14 protein-coding genes are annotated in these 16,466 nt (G+C 37.2%); all 14 read right to left on the bottom strand.

Annotated features, from left to right (window positions below):
• Nucleotides 1–29: 29 nt before the first annotated feature.
• Nucleotides 30–1,010: an N-acetylglucosamine kinase gene (locus FH508_RS02280; protein WP_173478677.1), complete on the bottom strand. Its 981-nt coding sequence runs from the start codon at nucleotides 1,008–1,010 to the stop codon at nucleotides 30–32.
• 12 nt (nucleotides 1,011–1,022) lie between these two features.
• Nucleotides 1,023–2,024: an asparaginase gene (locus FH508_RS02275; protein WP_173478678.1), complete on the bottom strand. Its 1,002-nt coding sequence runs from the start codon at nucleotides 2,022–2,024 to the stop codon at nucleotides 1,023–1,025.
• 17 nt (nucleotides 2,025–2,041) lie between these two features.
• Complete coding sequence (locus FH508_RS02270) at nucleotides 2,042–3,193, bottom strand: ROK family transcriptional regulator (RefSeq protein ID WP_173478679.1); 1,152 nt, start codon at nucleotides 3,191–3,193, stop codon at nucleotides 2,042–2,044.
• 14 nt (nucleotides 3,194–3,207) lie between these two features.
• The gene (locus tag FH508_RS02265; RefSeq protein ID WP_173478680.1) at nucleotides 3,208–4,089 is read right to left on the bottom strand and encodes a sugar phosphate isomerase/epimerase family protein; all 882 of its coding nucleotides are present in this window, start codon (nucleotides 4,087–4,089) and stop codon (nucleotides 3,208–3,210) included.
• A gap of 1 nt (nucleotide 4,090) precedes the next feature.
• Nucleotides 4,091–5,149 (bottom strand): Gfo/Idh/MocA family protein, encoded by a 1,059-nt coding sequence (locus tag FH508_RS02260; protein ID WP_173478681.1) that lies wholly within the window; start codon nucleotides 5,147–5,149, stop codon nucleotides 4,091–4,093.
• A 13-nt stretch (nucleotides 5,150–5,162) separates the two neighbouring features.
• Nucleotides 5,163–6,041: a sugar phosphate isomerase/epimerase family protein gene (locus tag FH508_RS02255; protein WP_139860082.1), complete on the bottom strand. Its 879-nt coding sequence runs from the start codon at nucleotides 6,039–6,041 to the stop codon at nucleotides 5,163–5,165.
• Between the two features lie 18 nt (nucleotides 6,042–6,059).
• Complete coding sequence (locus FH508_RS02250; RefSeq protein ID WP_139860080.1) at nucleotides 6,060–7,025, bottom strand: ABC transporter ATP-binding protein; 966 nt, start codon at nucleotides 7,023–7,025, stop codon at nucleotides 6,060–6,062.
• On the bottom strand, nucleotides 7,018–8,010 hold the full coding sequence (locus FH508_RS02245) for an ABC transporter ATP-binding protein (protein WP_173478682.1): 993 nt from the start codon (nucleotides 8,008–8,010) through the stop codon (nucleotides 7,018–7,020). Before FH508_RS02245 ends, FH508_RS02250 begins: the two co-directional genes overlap by 8 nt.
• Nucleotides 8,011–8,021: 11 nt before the next feature.
• Nucleotides 8,022–8,918, bottom strand: coding sequence for an ABC transporter permease (locus tag FH508_RS02240; RefSeq protein ID WP_139860674.1), 897 nt, complete (start codon nucleotides 8,916–8,918; stop codon nucleotides 8,022–8,024).
• A 13-nt stretch (nucleotides 8,919–8,931) separates the two neighbouring features.
• Entirely contained in the window at nucleotides 8,932–9,855 is a 924-nt protein-coding gene (locus tag FH508_RS02235; RefSeq protein WP_139860673.1) for an ABC transporter permease, read from the bottom strand.
• Between the two features lie 64 nt (nucleotides 9,856–9,919).
• A complete protein-coding gene (locus FH508_RS02230; protein WP_173478683.1) occupies nucleotides 9,920–11,503 on the bottom strand; it encodes a glutathione ABC transporter substrate-binding protein in 1,584 nt (527 codons plus the stop codon).
• A 483-nt stretch (nucleotides 11,504–11,986) separates the two neighbouring features.
• Nucleotides 11,987–13,339 (bottom strand): aspartate aminotransferase family protein, encoded by a 1,353-nt coding sequence (locus FH508_RS02225; RefSeq protein WP_173478684.1) that lies wholly within the window; start codon nucleotides 13,337–13,339, stop codon nucleotides 11,987–11,989.
• Between the two features lie 59 nt (nucleotides 13,340–13,398).
• Nucleotides 13,399–14,931, bottom strand: a complete 1,533-nt coding sequence (locus tag FH508_RS02220) for a CoA-acylating methylmalonate-semialdehyde dehydrogenase (RefSeq protein ID WP_173478685.1) — start codon at nucleotides 14,929–14,931, stop codon at nucleotides 13,399–13,401.
• A gap of 14 nt (nucleotides 14,932–14,945) precedes the next feature.
• Nucleotides 14,946–16,367, bottom strand: a complete 1,422-nt coding sequence (locus FH508_RS02215) for an amino acid permease (RefSeq protein WP_228134355.1) — start codon at nucleotides 16,365–16,367, stop codon at nucleotides 14,946–14,948.
• Nucleotides 16,368–16,466: the final 99 nt, after the last annotated feature.

Below are 16,466 nucleotides of genomic sequence, written 5' to 3'. Positions count from 1 at the left end.
CCATCTCTACTTGCTAGGTTAAAGGGGGATTAATTAGTTAAAAACTCTTTCATACTTACATTAAATTGATCGATAAATATCTTAGCTTCATTACGAGGTAATTTTAATGCAGCTAAAGCTGCACCACCAACTGGTAAGCTATAAGCACCCATGAAGTCATACTGATTACTATTCTTTTTATCAATAGCTTCTAATTTTTCAATAAATAGCCCCAACTCATTAAAAACTCCACCAGCCAGCACTACTTTAACACGCTTCTCTGCAAACGGATTTTTTTTGTAACAAGCTTCTACACTTTGATAAAAAACATGGCATACCTGATTAATGATTGTATTGGCTTCTGCATCCCCGCATTTAGCGCATTCGATTGCTACCTTACTTAAGGGAGATATTATGTCACGCGGATGTCCTTCACCATACACCACTTCGATTATTTGCGGAACAGATTGTAATTGAAAATATTCTAATACCGCTGCTGTTAGGAGCGTTTCAGAACCTCTTTTATCAAATGCCTTAAATACCGCTTTTAATGTGCGAATACCAATATCATAGCCACTGCCCTCATCATCAAAAATATAACCCCAGCCTGCTGTACGCTCAATTCTTCCAAACGAATCTATACTGAGTGTAATCGCACCTGTACCAGATATTTGTACAATGCCAGGCTGACCTAATGTACCCGCATACAGCGCATTCAAGCCATCATTCGATAGTGCTAGTTGACAGTCTCTAGGTAAAAGCGAGGTTAATAATGCATGAGTAATTTTCTCATTATTATTTTCTGTTACACCAGATAGTCCCGCATGGCATTTTGTAATGTGTTGAAATTCGTGAGGCCGTTGTCTTTTTAAATCTTTTATGAGTTCTGTTATCGTCTCGGTAAATTGCTCTAAGCTCATGGATGTAGGATTACTTTTGCCCGTTTCAGCTAGCGCCATCATTTGGCCACGATATGTTGAGATTGTTGCTATTGTTTTTGTTCCACCACCGTCAATTGCCAAAACATACAAGTGCCTTCACCTCTATACAATTTTAATTGTCGAAACAATTTCCCCTACCTCAACTCCTGTGTCATTACGCACAAATGAAGGAGACAATGCTTTAATACGCTCAATTGCTTCCTGATTTGTATACTGAATTTGTTCCAATATAGAAGCAATTACATTCGGCCACGGACTTTCTGAGCCATTCATAATTTTCAAGGCAAAACTTAACCCTTCTTTCCTTAGAGCAAAACAGTATACCCCCTGTGCCCCACCCTTCGCCACAATATTAGGGTCCTGTAATAATGCCGTACAAATAAAGTTTTGAGATGCAATAATATGATTCTCTTTATTCATTACTCCAGTAAGTTTTATTACTGCTTCACGAATCCGTTGATCATCAATTAATTCTGGTCGTGCTAGCTTTAAATAGGCAATTGCCATATTTTTTAGCGGAATCGCAAACACTGGTGCACCACAACCATCCATCCCTGTATGAATTCTCTCCACATCATATTCACTTAAATAAGCAATGTATTTTTTAATCATCTGCTGCAGTGGATGATCTGGATGGCAATATTGCTTAACGTCAAAGCCATTTGCTAAACAGGCAGTTAAAAATCCTAAATGCTTGCCCGCACAATTATGAAATAGTTTCCTCTTTTCAAATCCCTGTTGAATATACTGTGTTTTAGGTTCCTCATTTAATGGATAGGATGCAGCACAAATTAACTCATTTTCATCAATAGGTATTTTTCCTAATAAAGAGATTAACGCCTCTTGATGATAAATTTCGCCTCTTTGTGAAGCCAGAAATAATGCACTTTCTGTTGCAGTAATACCGTACTTTTCTATAAAATCTGTCATAAAAATAGGAATAGCTTGAAATGGTTTTGCTGCAGAACGAAAATACACAGGCTCATAATCTTGACCTACAGAAATAAATTCTTCCTTCGTCAGATTCACAGCACTCATTTGTCCATAATGCACATTTTCCATTAATCCTGAACGATACTCCTTTAAAAATTCTGAGTAAGCCATGAATAATCAACCTTTCTTTAAACAGAAAGCAACTGCTTTTGTGCTTGTAATGCCGCTCCTTTTACAACCCCTTCTTTTAGTTGATTTGAAAACTGCAAATCAAAGTAAGGTTGTAATTCTTTCCATATATATTGTTTACACTTTTCACTTAGTAGTTTTTGAAATGTTGCATTGTGTTCAATCATTTCTCCACTGACTATGACAGCCTCTGGTTCATATAAGCAAACTAGATTATTGATGGCAATAGCTAGAAAAGTAGCTACATCTTGTTGAATATCGATTGCCCATGGCTCGCCTTGATCAACACAATGCAAAATTTCTTCCATTGATTGAATATTAAGATTTTTAGGCGTTCTTTTTAACAACGTATTTTCAGAAACATACATGGATAAGCACCCTCTTTTACCACAGTGACACATTTCACCAAAGGGATTAATCGTTATATGGCTTATTTCTCCAGCTTTATTTTGAATGCCACGATAGACCTCTCCATTTAATAATATAGATGCTCCTATTCCTGTTCCAATTCCAACTAAAATACAATTTGAATACAGCGGCGAATAGATATTACCAATTTCAGAAATAATTTGCATTTTTAATTCATTATCTATGATGACTTCACAACCAAAAACACCATTTAAATCTTCTCTTATGTGGCAGTTTTCCCACTTCAATTGCTCAGAAGAAACGATAATTCCTTCCTCGTTATTGATGACTCCTGGAATTCCTATCCCAATGCCTAGTAATTTATCCTGGGCAATCTGATATTCTGTCATTATATTATTTATAGACTGTTTCAGTAGATGTATAGCTTCTTCATATTGATGTCTGATGCTACATTTGACTTCCTGGAAGGCGATAAGCTTCCCTAAGAAATCTAATATACCTATCCGTATAGTAAAGCAATCAATTTCTATCCCAATAGTATATAAAGCATCTTCACGCATATGAATTAACGTAGGACGTCGACCAATAGCTGTTTCTTCCGAAATCCCTTCAAGAATAAAGCCTTCCGCTTCTAGTTCCTGCACAATACGAGTAATGGTCGTAGGGCTCATTTTTGTATATTTAGATAATTGAATTCTTGAAATTGGTGCCATCTGTCTTATTGCGTCAAGCACAATATATTTATTTTGCCTTCGCATTTGTACTTGATCTTGCTTTTTCAAATTAAATTCAACCCCTATTTAAACTTTTCTATGAATAGTACAGCTTCTTTGATGTCTTTTTCGGGATTTAATCTCACTTCTCGTTCAATAGTTAAATAGCCATTGTATCCGATTTCCTGTAAAGCTGAAAAATAAAGCTCGAAATTGACATCTCCTTGACCTAATGGAAGTTCCCTAAAGAAATCCCCATTTTCCACCATTTCTTCTATTTTATCATGAGATGTTCCAGAATCGTATCCTAAGTAGCCATACACATCTTTTGGATTCGTTTGCTGTAATTGAATGCCATCCTTCACATGCGTATGTACGATATAATCCTTTAAAAGCTTAACGCCAGCTACAGGGTCATCATTTGTTACCATTACCATATTGGCAGGATCAAAATTAACCGATACTCCATTAGTCGATAGTTTATCTAAAAATCCCTTTAATGTAAGACTCGTTTCTGGACCTGTTTCAATTGCAAAGTAAGCATCCAAAGATGTAGCATATTGACCTAATTCTTCACAAGCTTCCAGCATCGTTTGATAAATTGGATCATTTTCATCTTCAGGAATGATTCCTATATGAGTTGTCACAATCGATGTGCCAAGATCTTTTGCTAATTGCATAATTTCTTTCGATTTTTTTATTTTCCAAGCATTTTCTGTTTTATCTTGAAAGCCATGTCCTCCTAAATCACCACATAATGCGGAGATTTCTAGACCTAACGCTAAAATGTACTGCTTCAATTCTGCTCTTTGTGTAGCATTTAAATTATCTGGGTCCAACTCACCTGACACTGCATACATTTGTACCCCTTGTGCCCCAACTTCTTTCGCCTTTAATAAGCCTTCACGAATAGGCAAACGAAAACTGTCTACTATCACACCAATTTTATTGTCCAATTTCACCATCTTAATAAACCACTTCCTTTCCTTCATTTGCAGAAATATAAATACCTTCTAAGATTTTCATAATTTCTACCCCATCCTCAACTGGTGCCACTGAATCATATTGATGAAGGCAACAATCAACAAATGCATCAATTTCATTTTGAAAGGCTTTCGCAAAATCAAAGGTTAAATCGTTAATTTGAGGGTGAATATTTAAAATCGTATTATGCTCTTCACTCACAATTTTTAATTCTGGTTCTAGCTCCGCTCCACCGTTCGTGCCATATAGCTTAATGCTTATTTCATCTTTTATGGCATGTAGTGTATAGGAAACGTCTACCATTAACGACGCGCCATTGTCAAAGGTAATAAGGGCATTTGCTAAGTCTTCTACTGTATTTTTAGTAGCATCATAGTCTGCCGCCTTATAAAAGGATAAATTTTCAACATGATTTCGATTTCCTAATTGATTGTAAGTATGACCTGTTATCCGTTTCACCTTTGGTCTGCCCATTAAATACCAGCAAATATCAATGACATGTACACCTAAATCAATTAAAGGACCGCCACCAGACTTCTCGATTTCTGCAAACCAGCCTCCTGGATTTCCTAATCTTCTAAGACAGGACGCTTTCGCATAATAAATATCGCCTAGTTTGTTATCGTCGATGAAGCTTTTCAGCACTTTGGTATTTGTGGCAAAGCGTCTTACATAGCCTACTTGAAATACTTTCTGATGCTGTTCGGCAACTTTTTGAATGTTTAAAGCTTCCGCATAAGTCATCGATAACGGCTTTTCAATCAGCACATGTAAGTCATTTTCCAATGCAAGAATGGCGAATTCGGCATGCGTATTATTCCATGTACAAATACTAACAGCGTCTATATTTTTGTCTGCAAACAGCTCTTCTTTTGAAGAAAAAACGTGACTTGCTCCAAATTGAGCTGCCTTTGCTTTACCGCGCTCAATGGAGGCATCATACACCCCATATAACTCGACCGCTGGATTTTTCATATAGGAACCTAAATGATAATCGGAAATAGAACCTGTACCGATTACACAAACTTTTAATTTATTCATGTTCTTTCCTCCTTTAGAGCTGGCATTCGTCCCATAAACGACGTACATTATCCATCCCTATTTTTGAACCAACTTGGCAATCTTCCATGCCTTCGAATTCCACCACAATATATCCATCGTAGCCACTACCTTTTACGAGCTTAATAATTTCTCGAATATTCAGATCGCCATGCCCGACAATTGCCCCTCTAATGTAGTTGTTATGCACTGTACGGAACCATTCGCCATCCCCTGGATTTTCATAATAAGGACGAATATAAAAATCTTTGAAATGCACTGTAGCCGCATAGGGAAGGTTTTTCATTACACCAATTAAAGGCTGTTCATCGATGCATAAAAAATTCCCAATATCTAAAGTTGTTTTAAAGTTGTCTCTGTTTACTGCATGAATTAATTGTTGTACACGATCACTCGTTTGCACATTAAAGCCATGATTTTCAATTGTTGTCGTAATATTAAATTGTTTCGCGTAATCGGCAATCAACTGACAGCCTCTAACCATTTCTTCAAAGTGTTCATTGTAATAATGAATGGTTGTTTGCTCCTTTGGTAAAGTAAAGAGCGTAACGTCATGGCGCATAATGTTAATGCCCATATGATGTACTACATCAATATGTTTCTTTAAGCGTTCAACTTCTTCTAGAAAAGCTTCCTCCGTATCCTGAATAAAGTTTGCTGGTAATGAGTAGGCAGATAGCTCTAATCCTAGCTCTGCTGCTTTTTCTTTAATTTGTGTTGCAAGTTCATAGTTATCTACAACAGTAAATTCATAGGGCACTAATTCTACATGCTGCCCCCCGTTGTCTGCTACCCATTGCAAAACATCTAGAACAGTCATTTCCCCCTGCCTCATTTTTTTGACCATACTGTATGTGCTTAACCCAATTTTCATTTATGAACACCCTTTCTATTAGTGAACAAAGTGACATGCAACACTTTGCTCTTCGTTAATTTTTTTCATTTCTGGTATAGCTTGCTTACATATATCTGATGCCAAAGGACACCTTGTGTGGAAGGTACAACCACTTGGCGGGTTTTTAGGATTCGGTATGTCACCAGTTAAAACGATTTTCTTTTTTCGTAATGTGGGATCTGCTATCGGCACGGAAGCAATGAGTGCTTGCGTATAAGGATGCTTAGGTTCATTAAATATAGTCTCTTTTCGCCCGATTTCTACAATGGAACCTAAATACATGACACCTATATAATGGCTAATATGTTCTACAACACTTAAATCATGAGAAATAAAAAGATAAGATATTTTATATTCTTGCTGTAATTGCTTTAATAAATTTAATATTTGCGATTGTATAGATACATCCAATGCCGACACAGGCTCATCCGCAATAATCAACTTTGGTTTTGTTATTAAAGCGCGTGCAATACCTAAACGCTGTCTTTGTCCACCACTGAACTCATGTGCATAGCGGTCAGCATGTTCAGCATTTAATCCAACAACATCCAGCATTTCAAGAACTAGTTTTTCACGCTCGGCTTTTGAAAGTTTTGTATGAATTTCTAAAGGCTCACCAACAAGCTCCTTTACCTTCATTCTTGGATTCAATGAGGCATATGGATCTTGAAAAATCATTTGAACAGTTTGTCTTAAATGCTTTAAATCGGATTGCTTTGCTGTAGCCACATCTTTCCCGTCAACAACAATACTTCCGTTTGTTGGCGCTATTAATCTAGTGATTAACCTACCTGTAGTAGATTTTCCACAACCACTTTCCCCAACTAGACTAAATGTCGTACCTTCTTCTATTTCAAAGGAAACATCTATGACCGCGTTAACATATTGCTTTTTTTGAAATAATCCACCAGCTATTTGAAAGCTTTTTTTCAAATTCTCCACTTTTAAAATACTATTAGGCATTTACTTTCACATCCTTTTTCGCATATAGCCAGCAGCTACATTGCCGTGTAGCTGAAATTTCCACTGTCGGTGGACTCTCCTGATGGCATATAGACATCGCTTCATTACATCTTGGAGCAAATTTACAACCATTTGGCATATTTTGCGGGGATGGCACTTGACCATTGATAGAATCCAATATTTCTTTGTTATCACCAATTTTCGGTACAGATGCAATTAAACCTTTTGTATAAGGATGATTTGGGCTAGCAAATAACTCAAAGACATCAGCTTCCTCTACAACCTGCCCTGCATACATTACAACCACCCTATCGCACATTTCTGCCACAACACCTAAATCATGAGTGATTAATAAAATAGCTGTGTCATTTTCTTCCTTTAGCTTTTTCATTAACTCTAAAATTTGAGCTTGTATTGTAACATCAAGCGCAGTAGTTGGTTCGTCAGCAATAAGTAAATTAGGATGACAAGCCATCGCCATAGCAATCATTACGCGCTGGCGCATTCCTCCTGATAGCTGATGTGGATATTCATAAATGATTTCCTCGGCTCTTCCTATGCCCACGTTTTTTAACATTTGGATGGCGTGATGTCTACTTTCATTCTTCGGTAGCTTCAAATGCATCTCAATTGCTTCCATTAACTGTTTGCCAATTTTTAAGACTGGATTTAAAGAAGTCATTGGCTCTTGAAAAATCATCGCCATTTGCTTGCCACGAATCTTCCGAATTTCAGCTTCAGACATTTTCGTCAAATCATCACCATTAAAATGTATAGAGCCATTGACAATCTTACCTGTAGTCCCATGGAATAATTGCATAATGGATAACGATGTTAAGCTTTTCCCACTACCCGATTCTCCCACTAAGCCTAAGATCTCTCCTTTACGGATGGCAAAGTTGACACCCCTTAAAATCTTGATTTCCTTTTTATCACGCGTAAAGGACGTTTCTAAGTCAGTTACTCGCAGTACATGTTCTGACATAGGCATTCTCCTTAATTATTTTTTATTTTTGGATCTAATACATCTCGTAATCCATCACCTATTAAGTTAAATGCTAGTACGGTTAAAAAGATAGCAATGCCCGGCATGATGACTACGTGCGAAGATGTTCCTAAATAGTCACGCCCGCTACTTAGCATGACTCCCCACTCTGGCGTTTCAGGGCTGGCACCTAAGCCTAAGAAACTTAAACCAGATGCTGCTAAAATGGCTGTTCCTATACGCATTGTGACAAAAATAATTAACTCACTCATGGTTTCAGGGAAAATATGTTTCCACAGCACTCTAACATGCGAAGCCCCCATGGATTGTGCGGCCTCTACGTATACATTCTCTTTCGCATTCAATGTAGCACCTCTTACTAAACGGGCAAAGGATGGCACACTAAAAATCATCACAGCAATAATGACATTATTAATACCAGGACCCAATAAGGCTACAATGGCAATAGCTAACAATAAATCAGGAAATGAAAATAATACATCACAGCTACGCATGATGATTTTGTCAATCCACCCACCAAAATAACCGCTAATTAAGCCTAAAATTGTTCCTAATATTAAGCCTAAAAATACGGCACTAAAACTCACCATTAAGGATATTTTTGCTCCTACTATTAAACGACTGAAAATATCGCGACCGTACTCATCCGTTCCTGCCAAATGACTCGCACTTGGTCCCTCTAATAAAGCATCATAATTCGGTTCGAAAGGATCATACGGCGCGATATAAGGACCAATAATAGCAACTACAATTAATAATCCTATAAAGATACTTGCTACCAATGCAGCCTTTTGTTTTTTAAAAGACTTCCAAAATTCTTTAAGAGGAGAGTATTTTCTTTGTGTATTTTGCACTTGGCTATTTTGCACAGTAGTTGGTGAAGTCATTTTGTTCCCTCCCTTAAGCATCTAATTGAATTTTTGGATTTAACACTGTATAAAGCACATCTACGACTAAATTTACTAAAATAAATTCCAAAGCAAATAACAGCAATGCTGACTGAATAACGGGATAATCACGAAATGCGATAGAATCGATCAGAAGTCGTCCCATTCCTGGAAAACTAAAAACTGTCTCTACTACTACCGATCCACCTAATAAAAATCCAAATTGCAGGCCTGCTACCGTTACCACAGAAATTAAGGAATTTCTTAAAGCATGTGTCACAATAACGGAGCGTTCTTTCAACCCTTTTGCTCTCCCTATTCTTATATAATCTGCTTGTAACGTTTCAAGCATGGAAGATCGAGTAAATCTAGCGATCATTGACATAATGCCAGCCCCTAAGGTCAAGGAAGGTAAAATATAACTAGAAAAGCCATCTAATCCACCTGTCGGAAGTAACCCTAGTTGCACTGAAAATAATTGAATTAATAATAGGCCTAGCCAAAATCCTGGAATCGAAATGCCCGAAACAGCCGTTACCATGCCAAAATAATCAGGCCATTTATTTTTATTGATGGCAGAAAAAACACCTATCGCCAAACCCATTAATGTAGCCCAAAACATGGAAAGGAAAGTAAGCTGAAGAGAAGGCATAAACCTTGTTTTAAACATATCGATGACAGGTAGCCCTGTTGTTAAAGACGTGCCAAGCTCACCCGTCACAAGATTTTTCATATAATCCACGTATTGTTTAAGAATCGGTTTATCTAAACCCATCTCATGTCGTACATTTTCAACATCTTCTAGCGTGGCATCCTTACCTGCTACTAATCGTGCTGGATCACCAGGTATAAAATGAATAAATAAAAATGTTAATATGGAAATGACAATTAAAATCGGTATCATTTCAACAGTTCTTCTTGCTATATATTTCCCCATGGCGCCTTCCTCCTTTCTATTTTGTAAAAAAGGAATTGACTAGCATCAATTCCTTTTCTGTACATTACTCCACTTTGGCATTCTTCACATCAAGTCCACCTGTAGGGTTTACTAACACACCACTAACATTTGAGCGCACGCCATATACAACCTCATCCACCCCTAAGAAAATCCAAGGCGTATCTTGATAAACGATTTCCTGTAATTTTTCATATAGTTCCGCTTGGCGATCTACATCTGAAATGGAGTTAGCTTCATCCATTAATTGATCTGCCTCCGTGTTATTATAGTAAGCTGTATTTGCACCATTTGGAGGGAATGATACGCTATGGAAAAGAGGCTTTGTCGCATTCGTTATATCCGAAGCATAGGCTGACCAACTCACATACCACATTTTCAATTTCGCATCATCTGGTGTTTGTGCACCATAGATTTCATCTGATAAAGTGCCTTCCTCCATTGATTTAATTTCTACTTTTACACCAATTTGACCTAACTGTTGTTGAATAAACTGCATACCTTTCATCGTATCTGAGTTTGTGTTACCCCAGATTTCAATATCGAAGCCATCAGGATAGCCAGCCTCAGCCAATAATTCTTTTGCCTTTTCAATATTGTGTTCATACATTTTTTGTTGCTTATAATAAACCGTTTTGGAAGGAATAATGGAGTCTAATGGTACACCTAGCCCCGCATTAACCACTTTTATATAAGCATCTTTGTCCACCGCATAGTTAAAGGCTTGTCGAACTTTAAGATCATCCAAAGGTTTTTTATAAGTATTTAATGAAACGTAGTGTGCAATTGTAGAAGGAACTTTATTAACCTCTACATCTTTACTACTAGAAAGTTCATCAATATTTTGAGATGGCACAGGATAGATAACTTGTGCATCCCCCGCTTTTAGCATCGCCACTCGTGATCCATTTTCGGGTACTGGTTTATAGATAATTTTAGAAACACGTTGTCTGCCATCCCAATAGCCATCAAAATTTTCAATTGTTAAATGGTCTCCTTGTACCCATTCAACAAATTTATATGGACCTGTACCGACTGGTTTTTTAGGTATTTCTGCTAAATTTTCTTTAATCATTTTTGGACTAATCATTTTGGCAACCCCAAAACGAGTAATCATTGGTCCATATGGTTCTTTTAAAGTAACTTTAATCTCATAATCGCCTAGAATTTCAACGTTGTTTATTAAGCTAAATCCACGAGAATATAAGCGTAAGCTTTCATCATTCATGATTCGTTCAATGTTGACCTTTACAGCATCAGCATTAAACTGTTCCCCGTCATGGAAAGTAACCCCTTCTCGAAGTTTGAACGTATATTCGAGCGCGTCTTCACTTATTGAATAATCATCTGCTAAAACCTTAATAATTTGCCCATCTGCATCGAAGCCTAGCAATCCTTCTAGCATCGTCTCCTGTACAGAGTTCGAATTAGTATCCCCTGTGTTATGCGGATCCATAGAAATAAAGTTTTCATTTACAGCGATGACAAGCTCATTTTTTGAACTTGCTGTGCCTGAATCTGTAGTAGACTTGTCTCCCGTATTTGGTGCGGTAGAATTGTCTTTCTCTGCACATGCCGCTAAAAGCAACGTACATAGAATTACAAAAACCAATTTTTTAACAAAATTCATTCCATCTTCCCCCTTAGTAAAAATATATAAAAATATTTCTTATAGCTTAAAATAAGAAATATAATTACTAAAAATATTTATTTTCTCCACTGCTGAAAATAAATAGGCAAAAAATAAAACTATATTTTCTTACGATTAGACAATTCAATTCAGGAAAGACATTGCCTCCTCAACTATCAAAATTGCTTTTAATCAGAAAGTATAGTTCAAATTACAAAGTGTATTTATTCCACTGCTGAAAATAAGTATTTAAAAAAATATTCCCTTTCACAATATTTTTTAATTATCAGAAAATTAATTATTTTTTACAACTATAAACTATGAAATCTAATATTTCCAGTATTTTTTTAATAATTTTCAGAATTTTAAAATTATTTTTATTGTGCAATAATAATTTTCTTGAAAAATATTTAAGCTACAAAGTACTACAATAAAAGTTCTAAAAGCCTTTAACACGGCTTTTAGAACTTACTTGAATAGTTACTACAGCGTATTTATACTATTCACAACCACATTTAGTATGCGATCAAGATCTTCTTGTGCAATATTAAGTGGTGGTGATAATGTTAAGACGTTATTAAACCCTGCTACGGTAGCTCCATTTTTCCCGATGATAACCCCTTGCCCTTTACATGCTGCAATGACAGCATTCACTTTTTCCACTGGCAAAGGTTCTTTTGAGATTTTATCTACAACTAATTCTATCCCGATCAATAAGCCTTTCCCACGAACATCGCCAACATTTGAATGCGTATTTAAAGCATTTTGAAGCGTTTGTAATGTTTTAGCTCCTACTTCCTTAGATCGCTCAAATAACGCTTCTCTTTCAAGGATTTCGATATTTTTCAAAGCGACAGCACAGGCTACAGGTGATCCACCAAATGTATTGACATGACGGAAATAACCGTATGCATCTGTTCCTGTAAATGCCTCATAAATTTCCCGCTTCACTGCCGTTGCTGACAGTGGTAAATAAGCACTTGTAATCCCTTTAGCCATCGTAATAATATCAGGCTTCACACCGTAGTTCATAAAACCGAATGGCTTTCCTGTACGTCCAAACCCGCAAATGACTTCATCGACAATCATTAATGCTCCATGTTTTTTACAGATTGCCTCAATGCCCTTCATATAATTTTCTGGAGGCATGATAACACCGCCACCTGTAATAATCGGTTCTAATATCATTGCTGCAATAGTATCGCCCAGTTCCCATGTCATCATTTTATCGACAACTTTTACACTCGCTAAGTCAGTTGGTGCTAACGAGTCATTTTCTGGTTCCCGATATTGATCAGGTGGCGCAACATGAATAAAGCCTGGTGAAAGTGGTTCATATTTATATTTTCGTTCTGCTTGCCCTGTCGCAGCTAAAGCTCCGAATGAATTTCCGTGGTATGCCCGATAACGCGAGACAATTTTATAGCGTGCACTTTCCCCTTTTTGTTGATGATATTGACGGGCTATTTTAAACGCCGTTTCGTTTGCCTCAGAGCCACTATTAGAAAAGAAAATGACATAATCGCCGCCAAGCATTTGGTTAATTTTTTCTGCTAATTCAACAGCGGGCAAATGGCCTTGTGATAGAGGCGCATAGGCATTTTTCATCATTTGCTCATGTGCAACATCCGCTAATTCCTTACGACCGTATCCTACATTTACACACCATAACCCCGCCATTGCATCAATGTATTCATTACCCTCTGTATCAACGATTCTTGCACCATCCGATTTTTCTACAACATATGTTGCTTGCGGATTATAAGGCTTCATTGAATGCCAGACATATTGTTCATCTTTTTTTAATACATCACTCTTAAGATTAGTTTGAACCATTTACATGCACCCCTTTAATTATATTCAGGTAAATTATTGAAGCAGCTAAACTGTTCCACTTAATGTAATGTGGTATCGCTATTACTTGGAAAGGCAAATGAACTTGTTGTATTCTCCGCTTCATCAGGCCATCGTTCAGAAATCGTTTTTGCTTTCGTAAAGAACCTCGCTTGATCTGGCCCAAACATATGCCCTTCGCCAAATTTAGAACGCTTCCACCCTCCAAAATTGTGATATCCAACAGGAATTGGAATAGGGACATTTATGCCTACCATCCCAACTTCTATTTCCTCTTGGAATTTACGCGCTGCACGTCCACTACGCGTAAACATCGTCACACCATTTCCAAGCTCATGGTTATTAATTAAATCAATGGCTTCCTGTAATGTCTCGACGCCCAATATAATGCGTGCTGGTCCAAATACTTCTTCTTTAAAAATCTGCATATCTGGTGTGACATGATTAATTAGGGTCGGTCCTAAATAAAAGCCTTTCGACGTTTCACAAATGCTAGGATTTCTTCCATCTATGACGAGGTTGGCCCCCTCAGCAACTGCTCCGTCGATGTATTGGATAATTAAGTCTTTCGCTTGCTGCGAAATGACAGGGCCAAAATCGATAGTAGGATCTTTGTAACAACCAATTTTTAAATTTACTATTTTCTCTTTTAACACTTTTGTTAATCGTTCTTCTGTATCCTTCCCAACAACTATAGCTCCCGAAATGGCCATACAGCGCTGTGAAGCAGCACCATATGCTGCGCCTAAAAAGGCATTGGCAGTTTGCTCAAGATTGGCATCAGGCATGACAATCATAAAGTTTTTTCCTCCACCAAATGCAGCTACGCGCTTATTATGCTTTGTACCTGTATGATAAATATATTCTGCTACAGGTGTCGATCCAACAAAAGAAATGGCTTGAATTTCTTTGTTTTCAAGTAGTTCATTGACAGCTTCTTTATCCCCATTAATAACTGTCCATATCCCATCTGGTAAGCCTGCTTCTTTCCAAAATTCGCTTAGTAACAATGCTGAATGTGGTACACGCTCAGATGGCTTTAAAATAACAGCATTACCTACCGCAATCGCCATACTAGAGATTGCAAGAGGTACCATTACAGGAAAATTAAATGGTGCAATTGTTGCTACAACACCGAGAGGCGCCTTTGCAGAAAAGGCATTAATATCGCCACCTACATTTACTGAATATTCGCCCTTTAATAATTGCGGTGCACCAATTGCCATATCTACAGATTCTATTCCACGAATGATTTCACCTTTCGCATCTTCAAATGTTTTACCGCTTTCCTCACAAATAACTTGAATTAGTTCATCCTGCCTCGCTACTAATAGTTGACGGAAACGATGCAATACTTCAATCCTTTTGCCAATAGATGTTTTTTTCCAAGCAGGAAAGGCTGTTTTCGCAAGCTGAATAGCTAGCCTTACCTCTTCTTTTGAAGCTAATGGAACCTGGGCAATAATCTCTCCTGTCGATGGGTTGTAAACAGCTGAAAAGCAACCACTCGTTCCTTCCATTTTTGTTCCATTTATAAAATGTGATAGCGCTTTCGTTTTTTGTTGAATTGGCATCTCTTCACCACTCCTTATTCTGTATCGTTGTTTAATATTAAATTTACCTTTTGGAAAGATGAACTCGCTTCTCCCACAGGATTAGTAATCTTTTTCCTTTGTGTTACGACATAAAGAATCATCACTATTGCTACTACAACACACGTAAATAGAATTTGAGAACGCATAGAATCAATAAAAAACATCGACACTAGTAATGCAGTTGTTGCCAATATAGTAAAATACGTTAAATAAGGGAATAACCACATTTTCACTTTTAATAACGCTGGATTTTCTTTTTCTATTTTTCGACGCATTTTTAATTGTGAAAACGAGATAATTAAGTAAAGAATTAACGTTATTGCACTACAGGAACTCAATAAAAACATAAAAACTTTATCTGGCGAAACATAGTTCATAATTACAGCAATATATGAGAAAAAAGTGGCTGCTAGAATTGCATTTACAGGAGCGCCATTTTTATTTAGTTTTAAAAATGCTCTTGGTGCCTCCCCTTTTTCTGCTAAAGAAAAAACCATTCTTGATGTTGCATAGAGCGCCGAGTTTAAACACGATAAAACCGCTGTTAATACAACGAAATTCATTATTTGTGCTGCAGCGGGTATACCGATATAATCTAGAACTGCTACATATGGACTTGTTAAAATATCTGAAGAATGCCATGGTAATAATGTAACGACTACCGTTATTGACCCAACATAGAAAATTAAAATACGCCATGTAATCGAATTTGTTGCTTTAGTCACTGCTGCTAACGGTTCATCAGATTCTCCCGCAGCAATCGCAACAATTTCTGTACCCATAAAGGAGAAAATAACAATTACTACCCCCATTAATACAGCCCCAAATCCATTTGGTAAAAAACCACCCTCACCGATTAAATTGGCAGTACCAATAGCATTAAAATTCGGCGCTATCCCGAAAATGATAAATGCCCCATTTGCTAAAAAGGCAATAATACTTACAACCTTGATAAGAGAGAACCAGTATTCAAACTCACCAAATGCCTTTACTGACAGTACATTTGTTAAAGTAAGTGCGACTGTTAATATAAGACTTAGCAACCATAATGGAATGCCATCATACCAATACTGGATAATTGCGGCGGCGGCGGTTGCCTCAAGCGCAATTGCGACAACCCAGAAAAACCAATATAACCAGCCAATCATAAAACCAGCCCACGGACCAATTGCTTCATGTGCGTAGTGTGCAAATGAACCACTTGTCGGGTTTACAGCTGCCATTTCACCTAGCATTCGCATAACAAGAATGACAATTATCCCAGCAAAAATATAAGATAATATGGCACCAGGCCCAGCCAAGTTTATAACCGAGCCACTTCCCATAAAAAGGCCAGCGCCTATCACCCCTGCAATAGCGATCATTGTCATGTGTCTTTTCTTTAACCCTCTCTGTAAATGCGTTTGTTGTTCCATATCTGTCACCCCTTTTGCAAGATTGGATTAGTACTTACAAAAATCTTACATCTTTCAAAGAGACGAAGTAATAGACAAACTGTAAAATGCTATGATTTT

This window comes from Lysinibacillus sp. CD3-6 (assembly GCF_006351725.2).
Taxonomy (GTDB): Bacteria; Bacillota; Bacilli; order Bacillales_A; family Planococcaceae; genus Lysinibacillus.
The sequence above is the reverse complement of the archived record's forward strand: the minus strand, read 5'-3'. Positions and strand labels throughout refer to the sequence as shown.